General features: G+C 60.2%; 15 protein-coding genes. 4 read left to right on the forward strand and 11 right to left on the reverse strand.

The window, feature by feature from the left end; all coding sequences use genetic code 11:
• Window positions 1-96 precede the first annotated feature (96 nt).
• Both BBOU_RS06080 and BBOU_RS06085 read left to right on the forward strand, forming a co-directional pair.
• Entirely contained in the window at window positions 97-2,589 is a 2,493-nt protein-coding gene (locus BBOU_RS06080; RefSeq protein ID WP_338071803.1) for a lysylphosphatidylglycerol synthase transmembrane domain-containing protein, read from the forward strand.
• 129 nt (window positions 2,590-2,718) lie between these two features.
• Window positions 2,719-3,000, forward strand: a complete 282-nt coding sequence (locus BBOU_RS06085) for an HU family DNA-binding protein (RefSeq protein WP_015450672.1) — start codon at window positions 2,719-2,721, stop codon at window positions 2,998-3,000.
• 91 nt (window positions 3,001-3,091) lie between these two features.
• On the opposite strand, the gene BBOU_RS06090 is transcribed toward BBOU_RS06085, so the two are convergent.
• The 6 genes from BBOU_RS06090 to BBOU_RS06115 form a co-directional block, all read right to left on the reverse strand.
• Window positions 3,092-4,621 (reverse strand): proteasome accessory factor PafA2 family protein, encoded by a 1,530-nt coding sequence (locus tag BBOU_RS06090; RefSeq protein WP_026502190.1) that lies wholly within the window; start codon window positions 4,619-4,621, stop codon window positions 3,092-3,094.
• Window positions 4,621-4,812: a ubiquitin-like protein Pup gene (locus BBOU_RS06095; RefSeq protein ID WP_026502191.1), complete on the reverse strand. Its 192-nt coding sequence runs from the start codon at window positions 4,810-4,812 to the stop codon at window positions 4,621-4,623. Before BBOU_RS06095 ends, BBOU_RS06090 begins: the two co-directional genes overlap by 1 nt.
• 92 nt (window positions 4,813-4,904) lie before the next feature.
• Window positions 4,905-5,741, reverse strand: a complete 837-nt coding sequence (locus BBOU_RS06100) for an inositol monophosphatase family protein (RefSeq protein WP_026502192.1) — start codon at window positions 5,739-5,741, stop codon at window positions 4,905-4,907.
• A 113-nt stretch (window positions 5,742-5,854) separates the two neighbouring features.
• On the reverse strand, window positions 5,855-7,462 hold the full coding sequence (gene dop / locus BBOU_RS06105) for a depupylase/deamidase Dop (protein ID WP_026502193.1): 1,608 nt from the start codon (window positions 7,460-7,462) through the stop codon (window positions 5,855-5,857).
• Window positions 7,463-7,502: 40 nt separating this feature from the next.
• Window positions 7,503-9,158 (reverse strand): proteasome ATPase, encoded by a 1,656-nt coding sequence (gene arc / locus BBOU_RS06110; protein WP_420885356.1) that lies wholly within the window; start codon window positions 9,156-9,158, stop codon window positions 7,503-7,505.
• A gap of 18 nt (window positions 9,159-9,176) precedes the next feature.
• Window positions 9,177-9,902: a DedA family protein gene (locus tag BBOU_RS06115; protein ID WP_026502194.1), complete on the reverse strand. Its 726-nt coding sequence runs from the start codon at window positions 9,900-9,902 to the stop codon at window positions 9,177-9,179.
• A 37-nt stretch (window positions 9,903-9,939) separates the two neighbouring features.
• On the opposite strand from BBOU_RS06115, the gene serB reads away from it, so the two are divergent.
• Entirely contained in the window at window positions 9,940-10,623 is a 684-nt protein-coding gene (gene serB, locus BBOU_RS06120; protein WP_081815426.1) for a phosphoserine phosphatase SerB, read from the forward strand.
• Between the two features lie 76 nt (window positions 10,624-10,699).
• On the opposite strand, the gene fmt is transcribed toward serB, so the two are convergent.
• Together fmt and BBOU_RS06130 are read right to left on the reverse strand one after the other, a co-directional pair.
• Window positions 10,700-11,668: a methionyl-tRNA formyltransferase gene (gene fmt, locus BBOU_RS06125; protein ID WP_026502196.1), complete on the reverse strand. Its 969-nt coding sequence runs from the start codon at window positions 11,666-11,668 to the stop codon at window positions 10,700-10,702.
• 113 nt (window positions 11,669-11,781) lie between these two features.
• A complete protein-coding gene (locus BBOU_RS06130; protein ID WP_026502197.1) occupies window positions 11,782-12,489 on the reverse strand; it encodes an HAD family hydrolase in 708 nt (235 codons plus the stop codon).
• 193 nt (window positions 12,490-12,682) lie between these two features.
• On the opposite strand from BBOU_RS06130, the gene BBOU_RS06135 reads away from it, so the two are divergent.
• The gene (locus tag BBOU_RS06135) at window positions 12,683-12,982 is read left to right on the forward strand and encodes a DUF1805 domain-containing protein (RefSeq protein WP_051616572.1); all 300 of its coding nucleotides are present in this window, start codon (window positions 12,683-12,685) and stop codon (window positions 12,980-12,982) included.
• A gap of 45 nt (window positions 12,983-13,027) precedes the next feature.
• On the opposite strand, the gene BBOU_RS06140 is transcribed toward BBOU_RS06135, so the two are convergent.
• The 3 genes from BBOU_RS06140 to metK all read right to left on the reverse strand — a co-directional run bounded on the left by BBOU_RS06140 (window position 13,028) and on the right by metK (window position 18,077).
• Window positions 13,028-15,262, reverse strand: coding sequence for a primosomal protein N' (locus BBOU_RS06140; RefSeq protein WP_026502198.1), 2,235 nt, complete (start codon window positions 15,260-15,262; stop codon window positions 13,028-13,030).
• 133 nt (window positions 15,263-15,395) lie between these two features.
• Entirely contained in the window at window positions 15,396-16,682 is a 1,287-nt protein-coding gene (locus tag BBOU_RS06145; protein WP_026502199.1) for a class I SAM-dependent methyltransferase, read from the reverse strand.
• A gap of 183 nt (window positions 16,683-16,865) precedes the next feature.
• Window positions 16,866-18,077, reverse strand: a complete 1,212-nt coding sequence (metK, locus tag BBOU_RS06150) for a methionine adenosyltransferase (RefSeq protein ID WP_026502200.1) — start codon at window positions 18,075-18,077, stop codon at window positions 16,866-16,868.
• Between the last annotated feature and the right edge of the window lie 29 nt (window positions 18,078-18,106).

Consider the following 18,106-nt stretch of genomic DNA (forward strand, 5'->3'; position numbering starts at 1 on the left):
GTATTCGTCGGTGACGCGCCTTCATGACGTTTCACCCGCCTCCGTCACACCCCCACACACGCGTAACCATCACGTTTCTATTCGGAAAGACCAGCCGTGCAACATAGCCCAGCATCATCGAACAGCTCCGAGGACAACCGTCACACGACGCAGGACCCGTTGGCGGACAGTCAAACACAAGCCCCTCGCATACACGACACCCCGCCGCAACGGACCCGCGATTTCACCGATCTCCTTCACGCGGCGAGCGCCCTGCTTCTGTTGGCCCTTATTCTTCTGATCGCCGCCAATCTCAACGGCATGACCAAAGGCGTGGAAACCGACGCGCGTAACGCAGGGCAGACGCTCAACTGGCTGATGGATGTTCCCACCACTCTGGTGCAACAGTTGACCGCGGTTTTCATTGTTGTCAGCGTACTCATCCAGATTCTGGTGAACCGTGAATGGCTGCATTCGGTCATATCCATTCTCGCACTGCTCAGCGGCTACGCCGGATGCGCGCTACTGAGCGCGGGACTGCACGCCACCGGCAATCTTAATCTTATTTCGGCGCTGGTGTCCAACGGAACCGGAGCCTCACCTGCTTCCCTGCTGCCGGACATGTATGCGGGGCTCGGCGCATTCCTGACCGTCGCCGGCCCCCGTCGCATGCATACCACAGTGAAATGGGGTTGGAACACGCTCTACGTGGTCGCGACGATCATGGTGATTGTCTCATGGCATTCACTGCCCGGCGTGCTGGTGTCGTTCGCACTCGCACGGTTTATCGGTATGCTTATCCGTTTCGCTTCCGGCAGCGAGAACAAGGGGGTTTGGGGGAAGCATCTCGCGCAGGCGCTCAACGATATCGGCATCCACGTCACCATGCTGGAGCGGCGTGACCATACCGATACCGAGCATACGGTCCTGCGAACCAGCGCACAGGATGATCTCATCGAAAACTCACGTATATACGACGCGATTGACCGCGATGGCTCGCATTACGTCGTTTCAGTGTTGGATAATCAGCGACGCAGTGCAGGATATCTCAACCAGCTATGGCAGTGGATCAGGCTCAATGGTGTCGTAGTGCGGCGCGACCGTTCCGCCCAAGATGCCATGCACCACCACTTGTCCATGATTCTCGGCTTGCACAATATCGATTTGCAGACCCCGAACGTCTATGGGGTTACGGATTCGGGTGAATCCTCCATTCTGGTTTTTGACGCGCAAACCGCCCCCCACCCGTTCGACCTGAGCCAGCTTGATGATGCTCAGGCGCGCGCATTGCTCGCATACGTGGATACGGCTCATCGTCGCGGGTACACGCATCGCCGTATCACGCCGGATTGCATCGTCACCATCAGCGGGTCGGATCCGATTGTCGCCGGCTGGCAGAATGGTGATTGCGCCAGCAGCCAAGCCAACATCGCTTTGGACAAAGTGCAATTGCTCGCCTTGCTGTGCGCCGTCATCGGTATTGACCGGTCGGTCGCCGCCGCTCGTGAGATCTGGGGTGATGACACGCTTATCGATATTGCCCCGTTCGTGCAGAAAGCCGCCGTTCCGGCCGCGACCCGCGCATTGGACGGATGGGATAAGCATTTGCTGGGTATGCTGCGCAGCACGCTCAAAACCCTGTTGCCGCAGGATGCGGATGAGCCGATGGAGACGGTTGCGCTCTCCCGGTTTAATCTACGCTCCTTCATCGCGTTGACATTGACTATTGTCGCCATCGCCGTGGTGTTCACCCAAATGCGCCCTGATGCGATGATCCGCGCAGTACGCAACGCGAACCCGTGGTGGGCGCTGCTGTGCATGCTGTTCAGTTTCGTCGCATGGCTGGGAACCGGGTTGACACTTGCCGCGTTCATGGATCACGGACGACGACGCTGGTTCGGTATCTTCTGTTCGCAAGCGGCCTCAGGGTTCACCGCGGTATCCATGCCGGCAGGTGTCGGCCCCGCTTTTGTGAACTTGCAGTTCCTACGCAAGAGCGGCTATAAGAACACGGCTGCGACCGCCATCATGAGCGCCGTTGTGGTATCCCAAGCGTTGACCACGGTCGTTCTCCTGCTCGGTATCGGTATTTTCTCCGGCCGCAATACGCTATCCGGCATGGTGCCGACCAATACGCTGATCATCGCCATCGCTGTTGCCGCTTTGGTGATGTCACTTGCCATGCTCATTCCGCCGATCCGCAAGAAGATTATCACCACGTACCTGCCGATCATCCGCTCGTATGCCCGTCAACTTGTGGAAATGCTCATCAAGCCCAAGGAGTTCGCCATCGCGATTGCCGGAGCGGTTGTCTTGAATGTGGCCATCGGTCTGGGATTCTGGGCTGCGCTGCTTGCCTTCGGCTATCGGACGAATCCCATCGAAACGATGTTCATATTCATGCTCGCTAATACACTCGGATCAGCGGTGCCGACTCCGGGCGGTTTGGGTGCGGTGGAAGCCGCGCTGACTTTTGCGTTCTCATCCGTCGGAGTTCCCGCGGCAGTAGCGCTGTCGGCGACACTGCTGTATCGTGTCTGCTTCTACTGGCTGCGTATCCCCATCGGCGCGCTTGCCATGCACTGGCTTGACCGTCATAATCTCATCTGAATGTGCCGATTTGCGAAAAAGTGGCGGAAAACCGCAGAAAATAGCCGTGTTTCTCTTCAACGTGCGCTATTATCTACAGTTGACATGGTCTCTAGGAATATGGAGGCCCCCGATCAAGAAGGATGCTTTATGGCATACAACAAGTCTGATCTCGTCTCGAAGATCGCTCAGAAGTCCAACCTGACCAAGGCTCAGGCCGAAGCCGCCGTGAATGCGTTCCAGGATGTGTTCGTCGAGGCAATGAAGTCCGGCGAAGGCCTGAAGCTCACTGGCCTGTTCTCTGCTGAGCGTGTAAAGCGTGCTGCCCGCACCGGTCGCAACCCGCGTACCGGCGAGACCATCAAGATTCCGGCTTCCTACGGCGTGCGTATCTCCGCAGGCTCCCTGCTGAAGAAGGCCGTCGCTGAGTGAGCTGACTGACAGCATCACCCTGTGACACAGGAATGTGAGCGCCCCCGGTCGTTTACGGCCGGGGGCGCTCACATTTTCACCCGCTTGTGCGTTATGCGAGCGGCGCGGATACCGTATCCGCTTGCTTCATTTGAGCGATCAGCGCTTCGAATCGGGGGGTCGGGCACGCGTCAAACGGGTCAAGCAGTACAACCTCGCCATGAACCGGCTCCGTCAACGTCAAACGGGTCCAATCGCATGAGAACTGCAACCCGTATCGCAATGCCGTCTGGACGAACCGCCCGCGCAACGCCGCCCTGGTATCCCGCGGAGGGGTGTCCACCGCGCCGTTGACATCGCGTTGGCTGACCAGGGTCCGCATCATGCCACGGCGAATCAGCGACGGGTATACGTTCCCGTTGACGATATCGTGATAATCCATATCCACCTGTTGGATACGCCACGTATCAACATGCGGGTCATGCCGGCGCATCGCCTCGAACAACCGGTATTTGGCCGCCCAGTCCAGTCGATCGGCGAGCGCATCCACGTCCTGTGCGGCGACCAGATCGAGCAGGTCCTGCCAGTCGGCAAGCACCTGGTCGATATCAGTACGCGGCAGTGACCGAGCGATGGTGTCTCTGTCTGCACGTACCTTCTGCTTGACGATGTCGAGATACCGCTGCTGGATATCCAGTGCGCTCGCAACACCGTGGCGATGCCATGCCGCATCGGTTTCATCACGGTCCGCCGCAAGTTGCACGGTGAACGCACCGGTGATATCACGGCTGATGGCCCGATTCGCGGCATTCGGGTCGGCGAGCGTACAGGAGCCGAATCCTGACGGACGTCCCGCACGTATGCTGGCTTCGATCACGCCAAGGACCAGATGCGTGGTGGCGAGTTTCATGAACGTGGCGAACTGGGAACGGTTGGAATCGCCGATGATGACATGCAGGCGGCGGAATTCTTCAGGATCGGCGTGCGGCTCGTCCCGCGTGTTGACCATAGGGCGGGCGCGCGTGGTTGCCGATGAGACCGCCTCGTCGAGATAGTCGGCACGCTGGGAAAGTTCAAAACCATGTCCTGTTGCTCTGCCAGCGCCGGTGAACAGTTGCCGGGTGATCAAGAATGGCAGGAGTTCGCGTTCGATGACGGTCAGGGGCACGTATCGGCGCACCAGATAGTTCTCATGGCATCCGAACGCATGCCCCGCGGAATCGACGTTGTTTTTGAACACGTGGACTGTCGCGTCCCGTCCGACACGCTCCCGGATACGCTGCTGAGCCTGATTGGCCAGCTGGCGGATCGCCCATTCGCCGGCAAGATCCTGCGTTAATGTGTCGAGGGGATCTCTCGTTTCGGCGGTCGCATATTCGGGATGTGAACCGACATCGAGGTACAGCCGTGCCCCGTTACACAAATACGTGTTGGTCGATCGCGTTTGGGTGACGACCGGCTGGAATATCATCGCGGCGACTTGCCGGGCGTCCACGTGACGATCGACACCGGTGATGGCGACACCATATTCTGTTTCGATGCCGAAAATGCGTGCACCGGTGCCGAATTGCGGCGAATGCACCGTGTCGGCGCCGTGTGATCCGCTGTCTGCGCGGGTGGCGCTGTCGCGCAGTTGCGGCATCACTCACCGCCTTGCTGCACGAAACTGTTCACATAATCCTGCGCATTGGTTTCCAGCGTACCGGCGATATCATCAAGCACCGCGTCAAGCGCATCAACGTGCGTTTCAGCCTGCGCCTGCTGGAGGTCGGCGTGTGTGTCCTCATGCTGTTGTCGGGCTTGGCTGCCGTGCTGTGTGTACTGCTGTGGCATGTTCCGTTCCTCCTATCCGATTGTTGTGTTGTGGACAACACTACCGTTTTGCTTGGTACGTGACATGATATGGTCACATTCCGTCTGCCTGGTCAGTCGTGCAAGTACGGGCGCAACTGGTCGATGAGCAGGCCGTTGCTGGCGACGACATCATTTTCTTCACGCCAACGAATGTCTTGTCCATCCCAACGTGACACTTGTCCTTGCGCTTCGCGGACAACCACGGTGCCCGCGGACACGGCAGGGATATCCCATGAGTGCAGATGCGGTTCGAAATACGCGTCATACGTGCCGTCCGCGACCTTGCACATATCCAACGACACCGGTCCGACACGCTTGATGTCCGCGGGTTTTCCGGCGAGCGCAGCCACCACGTGCAAGGCGCGCTCGGATTCTGAAGGCACGTAGGACATTCCGTAGCTGATGACCGAACCGTCGAGGCTGGCACGCGTGGTGGGGATGATTTTCTGGCGTTTGTTGCCGAACGGGGTGTTCCAGATGCGGATCGCGCCCTTGCCGCGTGCGGCAAGATACGTCAATTCAAGCGCAGGAGCGTGTACTACGCCCAGAATCGGGTTCGCCCCGCCATGTTCGTCGATTTCGAACAGTGAGATCGTCACCGTCCATTCGGACATGTCGCGTACGAAATTGATGGCGCCGTCGATTCGTCCGACGCACCAATAGCGTTCTCCTGGCTGGCATTGTTGCGGATGATCATGCCAGAATCCGTTGAACCGGTCAAGATAGGTCAGACGGTTCTCAATGAACGGTACGAGCCGGTCGTTGATCGGGAGTGTGGGAGGTTCCCCCGCAACGTCGGGGATATGGGATTCAACCATTGTCGTGGGGCTTGCCTGCGCTTGGAAGGCATGCTTGCCCACGTCTTGGGCGACGCGTGCGGCTTCGAGCGCCAGCTGTTGCAGATCCATGTCCTTGTTTCACCTGTCTGTTAAGGGGTTTGCGGTCATGTGTCATACCCGTCGTCGGCCGATGCCGGTCATACCGGCGTACCGGTGCACGACGGAGACGTTCTGGTGGTATCTTACCGTCCGTCGATGATGTCGCGCAGAATATCCGCCACGGGTTCGCCCGCAGCCAAGCCGTCACATACGGCGTGTTCGCAACGTTCGCGTGTCCACTGGAGCGGGTTGGACATATCGAATCCGAATAGTGAACCATCCGTTTCACGCACGGTAAGCCGCGACCAAGAGGCTGCGACAACCTGCGGCGCATATTCCCTTACGATATACGCTCTGAGCCAAGCTCGGGTCGAGTCCGGCGCCTGTGAACTCGCGTGTCGTATGAGCGTGTCCGCGTCGGATCCGTCGAGCCGTTCAGTGTGCGGCTTCACCGCGTCGAACAGGGAGGTTTCCGGATCGAGCGCCGCCCACCGTAGGTCAAGCGCCACGATGCGTGGGTCGGACCATGCGGCGTCATGGCCCGATGATGCCAGACGACGACGCATGCGTTCCAATACCTGCCATTTGAGCAGCCATTCCAAGCGTGCGCCCTCCTGCGTCATAGTCAGCCGCGTGTCATTGTCGGCATGCCTGACCGCCGCGACATCGACCAAGGCGCGACGCCACATCTCCATGATCCGGCGGGTTTGCGTATCCGGCCATAGCGGCGTGCCGTGGCTGTCCGTACCGTAACGCATGGCGGCAACCTCACATACCGCGGTGAGCAGTCTCGTCTGTATCTGCCACGCGGTCATGGTGCCGCCATCGGCGAGCGGCAGCGGTCTCGCCAAAGTCAGGTCGTGCGAGACTTCATGCATGGCGGTGACCGGATCGGACAGCGCAACCGATGCCAGTAAGGCGTTCACGTCGTAGGACTCGTTCGCAGCGGTTTCCAACAGCCACAGCAGCATGCTTGTCGTGCCGAGTTTCAGCGCCTGTGGCACATCCATACGGTTGGCGTCGCCGACAATGACATGCAGTCGCCGGTATTCGTCCGTACTATGCGATTCATCACGCGTGTTGATGATCGGACGGTCGAATGTGGTCTGCAAGCCGACACGTGCATGAATATAATCCGCTCGCTGGCTCAACTGGAAGCCGGCGTGTTCGCACCGCTCCCCCAACCCTACGCGCCCCGAACCCGTGAACAGTTGACGGGTGACCAGATGCGCGGTCATCAAAGCGGTTACCTGGTCGAACGGCACAGCACGCAGCATCATGTAATTCTCATGCGTACCCCAGCTCGCCCCTTTGCCGTCAACGTTGTTGCGGTGCAGCACAATCGGCTTGCCGGTGCGCCGGGACGCTTCCCGGGCGGCGTGTTGCATCAGCAGGTCGCCGGCATGATCATACCGGACCGCTTCGAACGGGTCGGTGGTCTCAGGCGCCGAATACTCAGGGTGGGCGTGGTCGACATAGATTCTGCCACCATTGGGTGCGATGATATTGGTGATATGCAGTTGGGGCGCATCAGTGAGCATATCCGGACGTGCGGCGGCACGATCCAACCGATGGCCACGCGCATCGTTGACCGGGTCTTCCTGCCGATAATCCCAGCGGATATCGCCACGCGTGCCATCATCGGCGGCAGCGACCACGTCGAAACTCAACCGGACCGGATTCGCGTACCTGTCTCCCGGCCTGCTCACCGCATACTCGGTTTCGGTGCCCATCACTCTGCGAACGCTCATTATTTCTCCTCGATACCGTTACCTCATCCGCAACCGTCGTTCATACACGGTCCGCAGTGATTCCGTCAGTGTCCACGACATACCCGGCGGCGGGACGAATCCGTACTACTCGACCGCCTGCGATCCCGTTGATCCGCGACCATTGCACCGGATCGGCATCCAGGACGGCGTCACGGGTCTCACGGCATTCATCATTCACCGCCGCGGCAAGCAGCTCGACCGTCAACGCGACATCCTCGCCCGAGTCGATTGAGGCTTTGATCGCCATGGTCTTGGCACGGTCGACGATATTCTTCAGCATCGCCCCGGAGGCGACATCACCCAAATACAGCGGTGACCATACTCCGGAATCATCAAGGATATCCGCCATATGCCGATGCTCGCCATGCGCATACAGGTCATGGACCAACACCGCGACCAGCGCGGACACGTCAACACCGGGTTCAAATGGCAGATCATCGGTCAGATAATGTCGCACAATCTGGCATGCTTGAGCCTCACCGGGCCGGTCGACACGGATTTTCACATCCAACCGTCCGGGCCGCAGCACCGCTGGATCAATCATATCCACACGATTCGAAGCACCGATGACCATCACATTGTCAAGCCGTTCCACCCCGTCAAGCTCAGACAGGAACTGCGGGACAATCGTCGTCTCCATATCACTGGAAACGCCGGAACCACGCGTACGCAACAGCGAATCCATCTCATCGATGAACACGATCACCGGCCTGCCGTCGGCGGCACGCTCGCGTGCACGTCGGAAAATCAAACGGATCAGCCGCTCCGACTCACCCACATACTTATTGAGCAGCTCCGGTCCCTTGACCGACAGGAACACGCCAGAGGCGACACCCGACCCTTCTGCAAGCGCATGTGCGACCGCTTTGGCGATCATCGTCTTGCCGTTGCCGGGAGGACCATACAGCAGGATGCCTTTCGGAGCGCTGAGATGATACCGGTGATACAACCGGCGATGCAAGAACGGCATTTCGACCGCGTCGCGGATCCGCTCAATCTGCCCATCCAAACCGCCGATATCCGCGAACGTGACCTCCGGAGTCTCCTCCAACACCAAATCGGCTTGCTCCTCGGGCGGCAGCACATCAAGTACAAACCGGCCGGCAGGATCAACCAGGACACGGTCCCCCGCCTGGACAGCCGTTCCCAGTGACGCCCCAGCCTGGCGGACAACCTGCGAGGCGCCGCCCGCGTCAGCGACCAGCACGCGGCCATCTGCAAACACCTGCTTGACCTGTAGTACAGTGCCAAGCCGATCGGCATCGCGCCGGTGCACCACCACCATATTCTCGTTGAGCAACACCGTATCCCCGGGATTCAAGCGGGACGCATTCAGCGTTGTAGCGACCGGGACAATCAAGCGACGGGCGCCGGATACGACTTCAACGCTGGCATGCTGAACCCCGAACTCGTCCGTCGAACAGGATTCCACCTCGACCATGGTGGCAAAGCTCAAAGGCGGTTGGGCGAACTGGCCAATCTGCGATTTCGCTTTGGTCAATTCCTTGCTTGCACGTGTGAGCGCCGCGGCAAGCGCATGGTTTTTCGCCATGAGCTGATCATTGGCTTGGGCGAGCTCATCAAGCGCCCGATCCCGGGCTGCCAACGCGTCCGCGGAGTCACTGTGCGATACCGTGGTGCGCGGCGCTGCCGCTTCATCATCACTCATACCAATTGCCTTTCTGCGGCGATGTCACTGTTCCCGCCGTTCTTCCGGTATCACGCTTTCATTGCCGGACCGGCGGGCACGCCTGCCGGCAACCAGCTTACGCGCCCGCACAACGATGCATACAAGGATGATCGCAATGACGACACCGATGACGATATCTTCAAACACGTTGAGTACGCCAAGAATGGAGCACCAGTTGTCGCCAAGAACGTAGCCGGCAGTAACGAGAATCGTGTTCCAGACAGCTGAACCGGCAAGTGTCCACCCGCTGAACTGCACGAGATTCATCCGGTTGAAGCCGGCGGGAATGGAAATCAGCGAGCGCACGACGGGAATGACCCGGCCAATCAGTACCGACCATGTGCCGTACCGTTCGAACCAGCCGCTGGCACGGTTGACATCCTCGCGGTTCACTCCTGGAATCACATCGGCGGCACGGTGGATACGATGCAATCCGACAAGCCGCGACACACCGTACAGGGTGAGCGCTCCGAGCAATGAGCCGATGGTCGCCCATATGATGGCGGCGAAAAGGGGCATGGTACCGCGTGAAGCGGTGAAGCCGGCGAGCGGGAGAATGATTTCACTGGGAATAGGCGGAAAGATTGATTCAAGTGCGATGGCGAGCATGACGCCGATACCGCCGATGGATTCCATCAGGCTCACCAGCCATGCGGTGAGGGTGCCGATGAGGCCGCCGTCGGATGTGTCGCACATGGGGGCAGTGGTCGCAAGAGCATAAACACGCATGTCGGCATTGTCCCAGTATTTTCCGACAATCGAAGGCATGACCGATGAACCTTTGCAAGCTCCGAACGAATCCACTCCTACGCTCGCCCGTCCGGGCATCCTGGTGATGGACGTGGATTCCACGCTCATCAATCAAGAGGTCATTGACGAGCTGGGTGTCGCCGCAGGAGTCGGCGAACAGATCGCCGCAGTGACCGCGCGCGCGATGGCCGGTGAACTGGAGTTCTGTGAAGCGCTGCGTGAACGGGTCAAACTGCTTGCTGGCCTTCCGGTCAGCGTGTTCGATGAAGTGTACCGCCGGGTGACGTTTACTGACGGCGCTGTAGATCTGATTGACGCGTTGCATGCCCACGGGTGGAAGGTCGGTGTAGTCAGCGGTGGATTCCACGAAGTGGTTGACCGTCTGGTCGCCGACGTACATATCGATCATGCGCTGGCGAACCGGCTTGAAGTGGTTGACGGGCGGCTGACAGGCCGGGTGCTCGGTGACATCGTATGCAAAACCACGAAGCTTCACGCGCTGCAGGCGTGGGCGAAACGTGACGGTATTCCCAACGATCAGACGGTTGCGGTCGGCGACGGTGCCAATGATATTCCGATGATCCAAGCAGCCGGGCTGGGGGTCGCATTCTGCGCGAAACCGAAAGTCCAGCTTGCCGCGCAAGTCGCCATCAATGAGCGCGACCTGCGTCACGTACTCGAATTGTTGTCCCGTGACTGACGCCCGTCTGCTTCTGCCGACGCTGAATGTGCTGTCGGCGTCGGCAGAAGCAGACGATTGGAACAGTCGCCCGCACCTAATCGCAATACGCCTCAGCGCTGAGGCGGGCACCACGCGCCCAATCGGCGGCGCGCATCGCTTTCTTGCCTTGGGCTTTGACCTCAATCAACTCCAACGGCTGGCTTTTCGTACCAACCCACACATGCTTCTTGCCGGCGGCGAGCCGTCCGGGTGCCAAAGCTCCCGGAAGATTCGGGTCGGTCATGTCAGCGGGAGCGGCTTGAAGCACATGCAAGGTCTGCGCCTGCGCTTGCTCCCCCTCGGCATGCAACCGGCACCATGCGCCCGGATGCGGCGTGCATGCCCGAATCTGACGGTCGGCGGCGAACACCGGCACATCAAAACGAATATGCGCATCATCAGTACGGATCTTGTCGGCGACCTCATACGCCCCCTGAGGCTGTTCAACCGGACTGATACGCCCCTGCGCCATCGCTTCAAGCGATGCGGACAGCAAGTGCGCACCATCCTCGGCAAGACGCCCAAGCAGCTCCCCCGCCGTCTCATGAGGGCCGATTTCGACAGTGGACTGAGCCAGCACCGGCCCCTCATCCATGCCGCGGGTGATGCGGAACACCGTAGCACCGGTGATCGTATCCCCCGCCCAAATCGCCCGCTGCACAGGGGCAGCGCCACGCCACTGCGGCAACAATGAGAAATGAAGGTTGTACCAGCCCAACGGCAAAACGTCAAGCACCCGTTGTTTGAGGATTTTACCGTAAGCGACGACCGCCGCCGCCTCAGCGCCGGTGGCGGCAAGCTCGGCGACGAAGCATTCCTCCGATGGATCGGATTCAATCACCGGCAGTCCCAGTTCCAATGCCGCCTGCTTGACCGGACTGGGAGTCAGTTTACGCCCCCGGCCTTGCGGCGCATCAGGCCGGGTCAGCACCGCCACGACCTCAAAATGCTCGGTATCGGCGGCCAGCAGTTTCAGCGAAGGCACCGCCACGTCAGGGGTTCCTGCGAACAAGACTTTGAGCATGATCCTCGATTCTCGAATTCCATTCGCACGCACCCCTCGGATTCCCGCAATGCGCACGATACCAACAGCACCTTAGCAAACGCCCGGCACCGACATGACTCCAGAGACGTCGGTCAGTCTTGGACCGGTGCAATCGGCACGCCCGCCGCAATCAGGCATGCACGCAAGTTCCGGGGATCATGGAACCTGATGCCGCGAATCCCCGCTTGGTTAGCTCCGACGATATTCATCGCCTTATCATCGATGAACACCGTATCATGGGCGTTGATGCCGAATGTGCGCAACGAGTACTCGTAAATATCGCGATGCGGTTTGCGCATCTTCACCTGCCCGGACACGACTTTGCCGTCGAGCATGCCGAGCAGGTCGCAGCCTTCTTCAGCAATCCGATACAGGTCCTGCTGCCAGTTCGACAGCCCCCATACTCCGATTCCGGCGGCATGAAGATCCTCGATCAGCACGCGAGCGCCGGTTACGACACCGGTCAGCGAATCGCGGAAATTGTCCACGTAATACCGCATCATCGACGCCCACGGTTCGCCTCTGTGCTCACGGACGTACGCGACGCCCTCCTCAAGCGAGGCGCCCGCATCCATCAGGTCGTTCGCATCGTAGAAGGACGAGACATCGTTGTCGAGGAACCCGTCGACGAGCCGCTGGCTGTAACGCGGGATCATCACCGCTTCGGGATCCCAATACAGCAGCACATTGCCGAAATCGAAGATCACTTGGGTGATCGGGGCCCCGTCGGCAGCCGCAGCGGCATCCTGCGCCATCAGCTCGTCATATGCCATCTGCGGTTCTCCAGGCCAGCCTTTCATATCCACCTCGCTTTGTTCATCATCGTGCAACGCCGGTCGGCGCGATGCTCCTCGTTCCCGACACTCCAAGCATAGCCGGACGGCAAGCGTGCAAGACAAAGCGCATGGCGCGTGACATGCTCGTGCTAAGACTGAAGTGATGGCATCAATTCTGCGTCTCATCGGTTGAGACGCCCCGACGTATGGAGGAACCATGCTGAACATCGAACAGCTTGACGCCAACGGCACCACAGTACAGGGCACGATGGTCGTCGCACCGGGCGGCGAAGGTCACCCGAATATGATTCTGGTACAAGGCAGCAAGGGCTACCTGATGTGCGGGTATCTCAATCTTGCCGCCGCCGAGAAATTCGGCGACGCCGCGGTACTCGTGGGCGGCGCGGATTTCGCCGCGGTGCTTGCCAACCCGATCAAGGGCATGACGCAAGCCGCTCGCCAGGCCGGCGTCAAAGACGGTATGACCGGCGCCGAAGCCGCAGCGGTACTCGCCTGAGACGACAGCCTAGTCGGGATTGGCCGTGACGGGTCCAATCCCAACTCAGATGAGGTCCTTCGGATCGAGTTGGAAGCGCAGCTCGCCGGGTTCGCGTGAAGCGACATGCCGGGCGCTTTCCCGGTGCAGACGCTCGGCGAGTTCAGCGCGTCTCGATGGGGGTACGCGCACCACCGCTTTGACCCGGTCCGCCATGGTTTCAAGCTCACGTGCGTCCACCGTCCGTGGCGGCGGGATCGGTACAGGCCCCAATACCGCCGGCATTGGCCCGAACGCCGTATCAAGTAACGCCCAGTCTCCCCCGGCAAGTAATCCAGCTCCCTGCAGCATGGCGCGGACCGCCGGACGTGCTCCCCATACGCATGCGGCGGTGACAACAGGCGGCAAGCCGGTTTGCGCACGCTCTTCAAGTTCCTTGACGGCCAGCAGCCGCGCATTCCATGTCATCAACGATTGAGCGACCTGTGGGTCCGCTTCCCCGATGAGCAGTGCTTGTCCACCGGCGGATCGTGGCGCACACCATTGGACGACGCGCATCCACGAATCAAGCGCATCCACGCGGGCGTCAACGCCCGGGGCATACAGACTGGTCCACGCGTCCAGAATCGCGACGGCCTGATACTGCCCGACCCCATCACCACGAGCACGCACCCGCGGCTCAGCGCCCGGGGTTGCGATGACGAGCATCGGCGCATTGGCGATATCGGTGACTACGCCTTGCGGCTGATGCGGCGAAGACACCACCATGGGAACATTCCTGAACAAGCCATGCAGTTCCTGTACGGTTCCCGCAGCTCCGACCCGAACCACACGCATCCGATCACCATGACAGTGTGGACACACCCAGTTCACCGCCGCCGCCGCACACCACCGACAGCGCGGCTGGGACACCCCTTGCGCCATTTCCAACGGCCCGGTACACCGGGCGCACCTCGCCTGCCTGTGGCATGCCGCACAACTGAGCGTCTGAGCGATACCATCCTGAGGAATAGATAACAGGACCGGACCGGTTTTCAAAGCGCGGGATAATACCGTTACCGCCGTGTGCGGTACACGGGTGCCGATACTCGGGTCAGCGAGCCGTGCGAGCTCTTGCCGGTTGAGCCATCTGACCCACGGCAACTGATTTTTCACGGCGACCGGCAACGGTTGAATGGAAGTACTGTATCCGCTTACCGGGGATTGCCCGGTGTGACGGCCGTCCGTTTCCCACTGGCTCAGCGGGCTTCTCGCATTACCTAACGCGACGAATACGCCTGCATGCGCTTGTGCCCGCAGTCTGAGCACGCCGCGCGCATTCGCGTACGGCATCATGCCGTCAGCCTGCTGATACGCGGTATCGTCGACAATGACGAATAACGCGTCGCCATCCATCGGAGCGTACATGGCGGCGCGTGTGCCGATGACGCAACGCACTTGTCCGCCGGCTACGGCGAGATAAGCGCGGTACCGTTCCGCCGGCGCCATCGACGCGCCAAGCACCGCGATATCCCCGGTATACCCGTCATGTTGCGGGTCGTGTGGGCCGAATACGCGCAAGCCTTGCGACTGTAATTGCCGGACGGCGTCATCGACGGCACGCATCGACGGCATGACTGCGACAACCCCACGTCCGGCGGCGAGCGCGCACACGGTCATCCATGCGAACAGTGCGGCCCAATGACCGGCCCCCGGCATCGCGTCCACGACGAACGCCCCTTTGCCCCCCGATGTCAGGGCATGACCGAGCAGATGCAGATTCTCATAATCCTGTAAGACTTCGGTACCCAATTCGTCGCGTCGGCTTGCGAACCATGCTTGTCGTATCACAGCATCGTCGTCGGATACGGCGGCATGACGCTGCTGTTTTTCAACCCAGGCGACGCGTGGCGGTACGGCGAGACGCACGATATTGGCTCGCGTGCCACCGTACGCTTGCGCAATCAATGTGATATCGTCCCGCAGCCGCGCCGGAACCAGGATTTCCCCGCCAAGCACTCGTTCAAGATATCGTAGCGATGAGTCCGGGGTGTCACTGTGCTGGGCACGCTCCCAGATGATGCCGTTGACACGTCGATTGCCGAATCGTACACGTACAAGAGTGCCGGGAACCGCTTGCGCATCTTGATTGTCTTGTACCAGATAATCGAAGGTCTGTCCCAGATGTGTGGCCTGTACGTCCAGTACGACGCGCGCGATCGGCAGGTGGGCGGCACGCTGTCGCTTCGCCGGGGCGCGTTTGCGTTTGCGCTTCGGTTCAAGCCCGTCGAATGCGGGCTGTTCAGCGTCCGGGATGGTCATGGTGTTACCATATCACCACTCTGGCGGCGTGTCCTATACGTGCGAACCAACGCATACGGCCGGTGGCGTGGGACACGACAGGTATGCCGTGCCTCACGCCACCGGTGCCAGCCTATGATCACGTCAGATTCGGTCAGTTCCGACCTACCCACCACGGCCGGAGCGGATAGGTATCCGTGCCTTCCTCATTCGGCTTGACGCACAGGTACTGGTGGATTTGGATGTTGTCCATTTCGAAGTTGTATGCGCATCCGGCCATGTACAGACCCCACAAGCGTGCTTTCGGCTCTCCGACCAGTTTGACGGCCTCGTTCCAGTGGTCCACGAGATTGCGGTTCCAATGATGCAAGGTCAGCGCGTAATGCTGGCGCAGGTTCTCCTCGTGGATCACTTCGAAGCCGGTATCCTGGATATTCATCTCGATCTCACCCGGGGACGCGAGCTGGCCGTCGGGGAAGATATACCGGTCGATGAACTCCCCTGCCGCATGCCCGGCATGCGAGTTGATGCGGGTGATCTGATGGTTGAGCAGCATGCCGTTGGGCTTGAGCTTGTCGAAAATCTCACGGAAGTAGGACGGATAGTTCTTGACGCCGACATGCTCCATCATGCCCAGGGAGCAGATGCCGTCGAATCCGGCTTCCGGCACGTCGCGATAGTCCATCAAACGGATTTCGGCGAGGTCTTCAAGCCCCTCGCGTTTGATCCATTCCTTGCCCCAAGCGACCTGTTCGTCCGCAAGGGTCACGCCGATGACGTGGATGCCGCGACGGGCGGCGACGACCTCCATAGACCCCCAGCCGCAGCCGATGTCAAGCAGCCGGTCGCCTGCCTTCAGACCGAGCTTGTCGAGCACCAGGTTCAGCTTGGCTTCCTGCGCGGCTTCCAAGGTGTCGGTCGGCTTGTTGAACACAGCGCATGTGTACGTCATGGTCGGTCCGAGAATAAGCCGGTAGAAGTCGTTGGACTGGTCGTAATGGTAGCTGACGGTGGCCGCATCCCCTGCTTTGCTGTGCGGAAGCAGTCCTTCGGCGGCTCGGCGCAGACGGCTCGGCCCTTCGATGCTTGGCGCCTTCGGATGCCGGATGCCATGCGAAGCCACCGAGGCGAGCGCTTTGGCCACTGCGACCGGATCGGGCTTATGGAAATAAGGCTTGACGTTGACCAAGTCTTTGAAGACCTCGTACGGGTCGCCCGGAATCATTTGCGGCGAGGAAATGTCACCTTGCAGATATGCGCGAGCCAGCCCCAGCTCATTGGGGTGGTCGACCATGTAGTACACCGCCCTTGAATTGTTGACCTTGATGCATATGGGTGCATCCGCCCTGCCGAATACCGATCCGTCGAACGCCTCGACGCGCAACGGCGCATTCGGTTCGATGAAAAGCCCTATCATCTGTGCAACGGTCATACCTGCCATGTGTCCTTCTCCTTCTAAGGATCGCGATGTTCCAACGTGCTTCCCATGCCAATCGCCGGCGAACCTCATTCCGGCGAACCTATGGAAACGTGCCGGGCAGCATGGTGCGCCCGGCACGTTTCGGTCATGACAGTCGACATCGGCTCTGCGGCCGATACAGCAGCGTCATCATGGTGTCATCGCTCATTTGATGGCAGCTTTCAACTCGTCGACCTTGTCGGTCTGTTCCCATGTGAAGTCCGGGTCGTTTCGGCCGAAATGGCCGTAAGCCGCGGTCTTGGAGTAGATCGGGCGCAGCAGGTCGAGCTCATCGATGATCGCCGCAGGCCGCAAATCGAAGACCTTGCGGACGGCCGCCTGGATCTGGTCGCGGGTTACACCGCCGATTTCAGTGCCGAAGGTTTCGACATTGACGCTGACCGGATCGGCGACACCGATCGCGTAGGCGATCTGGACCTCGACTTTGTGCGCGAGACCGGCGGCGACGATGTTCTTCGCCACCCAACGGGCCGCGTACGCCGCGGAACGGTCGACCTTGCTCGGGTCCTTGCCGGAGAACGCGCCGCCGCCGTGGTGGGCCGCACCGCCATAGGTGTCGACGATGATTTTACGTCCGGTCAAGCCCGCGTCAGCCGCCGGCCCGCCCAGCACGAATGATCCGGTCGGGTTGACCAAGATGCGATAGTCGTTGTGGCGGACGTCGGTGCCAAGCACTTCGGCGAGCACCGGCTCGATCACATGCTCGCGCAACTGGGCGAGCAGCCAATCATGATCGACTTCAGGGTCATGCTGGGTGGATACCAGCACGGTATCCAGACGAACCGGCTTATCTTCCTGGTCGTATTCGATGGTCACCTGGGTCTTGCCGTCCGGACGCAGATGCGGGACGATGCCGTCCTTGCGCACTTGAGCCAGACGGAAGGCCAGCCGATGCGCCAGATAAATCGGCAGCGGCATCAGCGCCTCGGTCTCGTCGGTCGCGTAGCCGAACATCACGCCTTGGTCGCCAGCACCCTGCGCCTCATAGCGTTCCTCACGGGACGCCGCGGACTCCTGTTCGCGGTTGAGCCGGGCGACACCCTGGTTGATTTCCTTGCTCTGCTCGCTGAGTGACACCACCACGCCGCAGGAATCGGCGTCAAGTCCGATATCAGAGCTGGTGTAGCCGATGTTGCGCACCACATCTCGCACAATGCGCTGGATATCGCTGTACCCTTCGCTGGTCACCTCGCCGAAGACGAAGAACTGGCCTTTGGTGGCAGACGTTTCCACGGCGACGTGCGAATGTGGATCCTGCCGCAGCATGTCATCGAGGATTGCGTCCGAAATCTGGTCACAGATTTTGTCAGGATGTCCTTCGGTGACGGATTCCGCCGAAATCAGGCGACGCTCCATATTCCCCTCACTGTCTTTCCGCCGTTATC

Source organism: Bifidobacterium boum (genome assembly GCF_000741535.1).
Lineage (GTDB): Bacteria > Actinomycetota > Actinomycetes > Actinomycetales > Bifidobacteriaceae > Bifidobacterium > Bifidobacterium boum.

Bases quoted from the DNA above. Each gene is read 5' to 3' on its own strand.
- BBOU_RS06085 (WP_015450672.1), top strand. From the start codon at position 2,719: ATGGCATACAACAAGTCTGATCTCGTCTCGAAGATCGCTCAGAAGTCC.
- BBOU_RS06090 (WP_026502190.1), bottom strand. From the start codon at position 4,621: ATGCCGCAACTGCGCGACAGCGCCACCCGCGCAGACAGCGGATCACAC.
- BBOU_RS06095 (WP_026502191.1), bottom strand. From the start codon at position 4,812: ATGCCACAGCAGTACACACAGCACGGCAGCCAAGCCCGACAACAGCAT.
- BBOU_RS06100 (WP_026502192.1), bottom strand. From the start codon at position 5,741: ATGGATCTGCAACAGCTGGCGCTCGAAGCCGCACGCGTCGCCCAAGAC.
- dop (WP_026502193.1), bottom strand. From the start codon at position 7,462: ATGAGCGTTCGCAGAGTGATGGGCACCGAAACCGAGTATGCGGTGAGC.
- BBOU_RS06115 (WP_026502194.1), bottom strand. From the start codon at position 9,902: ATGCGTGTTTATGCTCTTGCGACCACTGCCCCCATGTGCGACACATCC.
- serB (WP_081815426.1), top strand. From the start codon at position 9,940: ATGACCGATGAACCTTTGCAAGCTCCGAACGAATCCACTCCTACGCTC.
- fmt (WP_026502196.1), bottom strand. From the start codon at position 11,668: ATGCTCAAAGTCTTGTTCGCAGGAACCCCTGACGTGGCGGTGCCTTCG.
- BBOU_RS06130 (WP_026502197.1), bottom strand. From the start codon at position 12,489: ATGAAAGGCTGGCCTGGAGAACCGCAGATGGCATATGACGAGCTGATG.
- BBOU_RS06135 (WP_051616572.1), top strand. From the start codon at position 12,683: ATGCTGAACATCGAACAGCTTGACGCCAACGGCACCACAGTACAGGGC.
- BBOU_RS06140 (WP_026502198.1), bottom strand. From the start codon at position 15,262: ATGACCATCCCGGACGCTGAACAGCCCGCATTCGACGGGCTTGAACCG.
- BBOU_RS06145 (WP_026502199.1), bottom strand. From the start codon at position 16,682: ATGGCAGGTATGACCGTTGCACAGATGATAGGGCTTTTCATCGAACCG.
- metK (WP_026502200.1), bottom strand. From the start codon at position 18,077: ATGGAGCGTCGCCTGATTTCGGCGGAATCCGTCACCGAAGGACATCCT.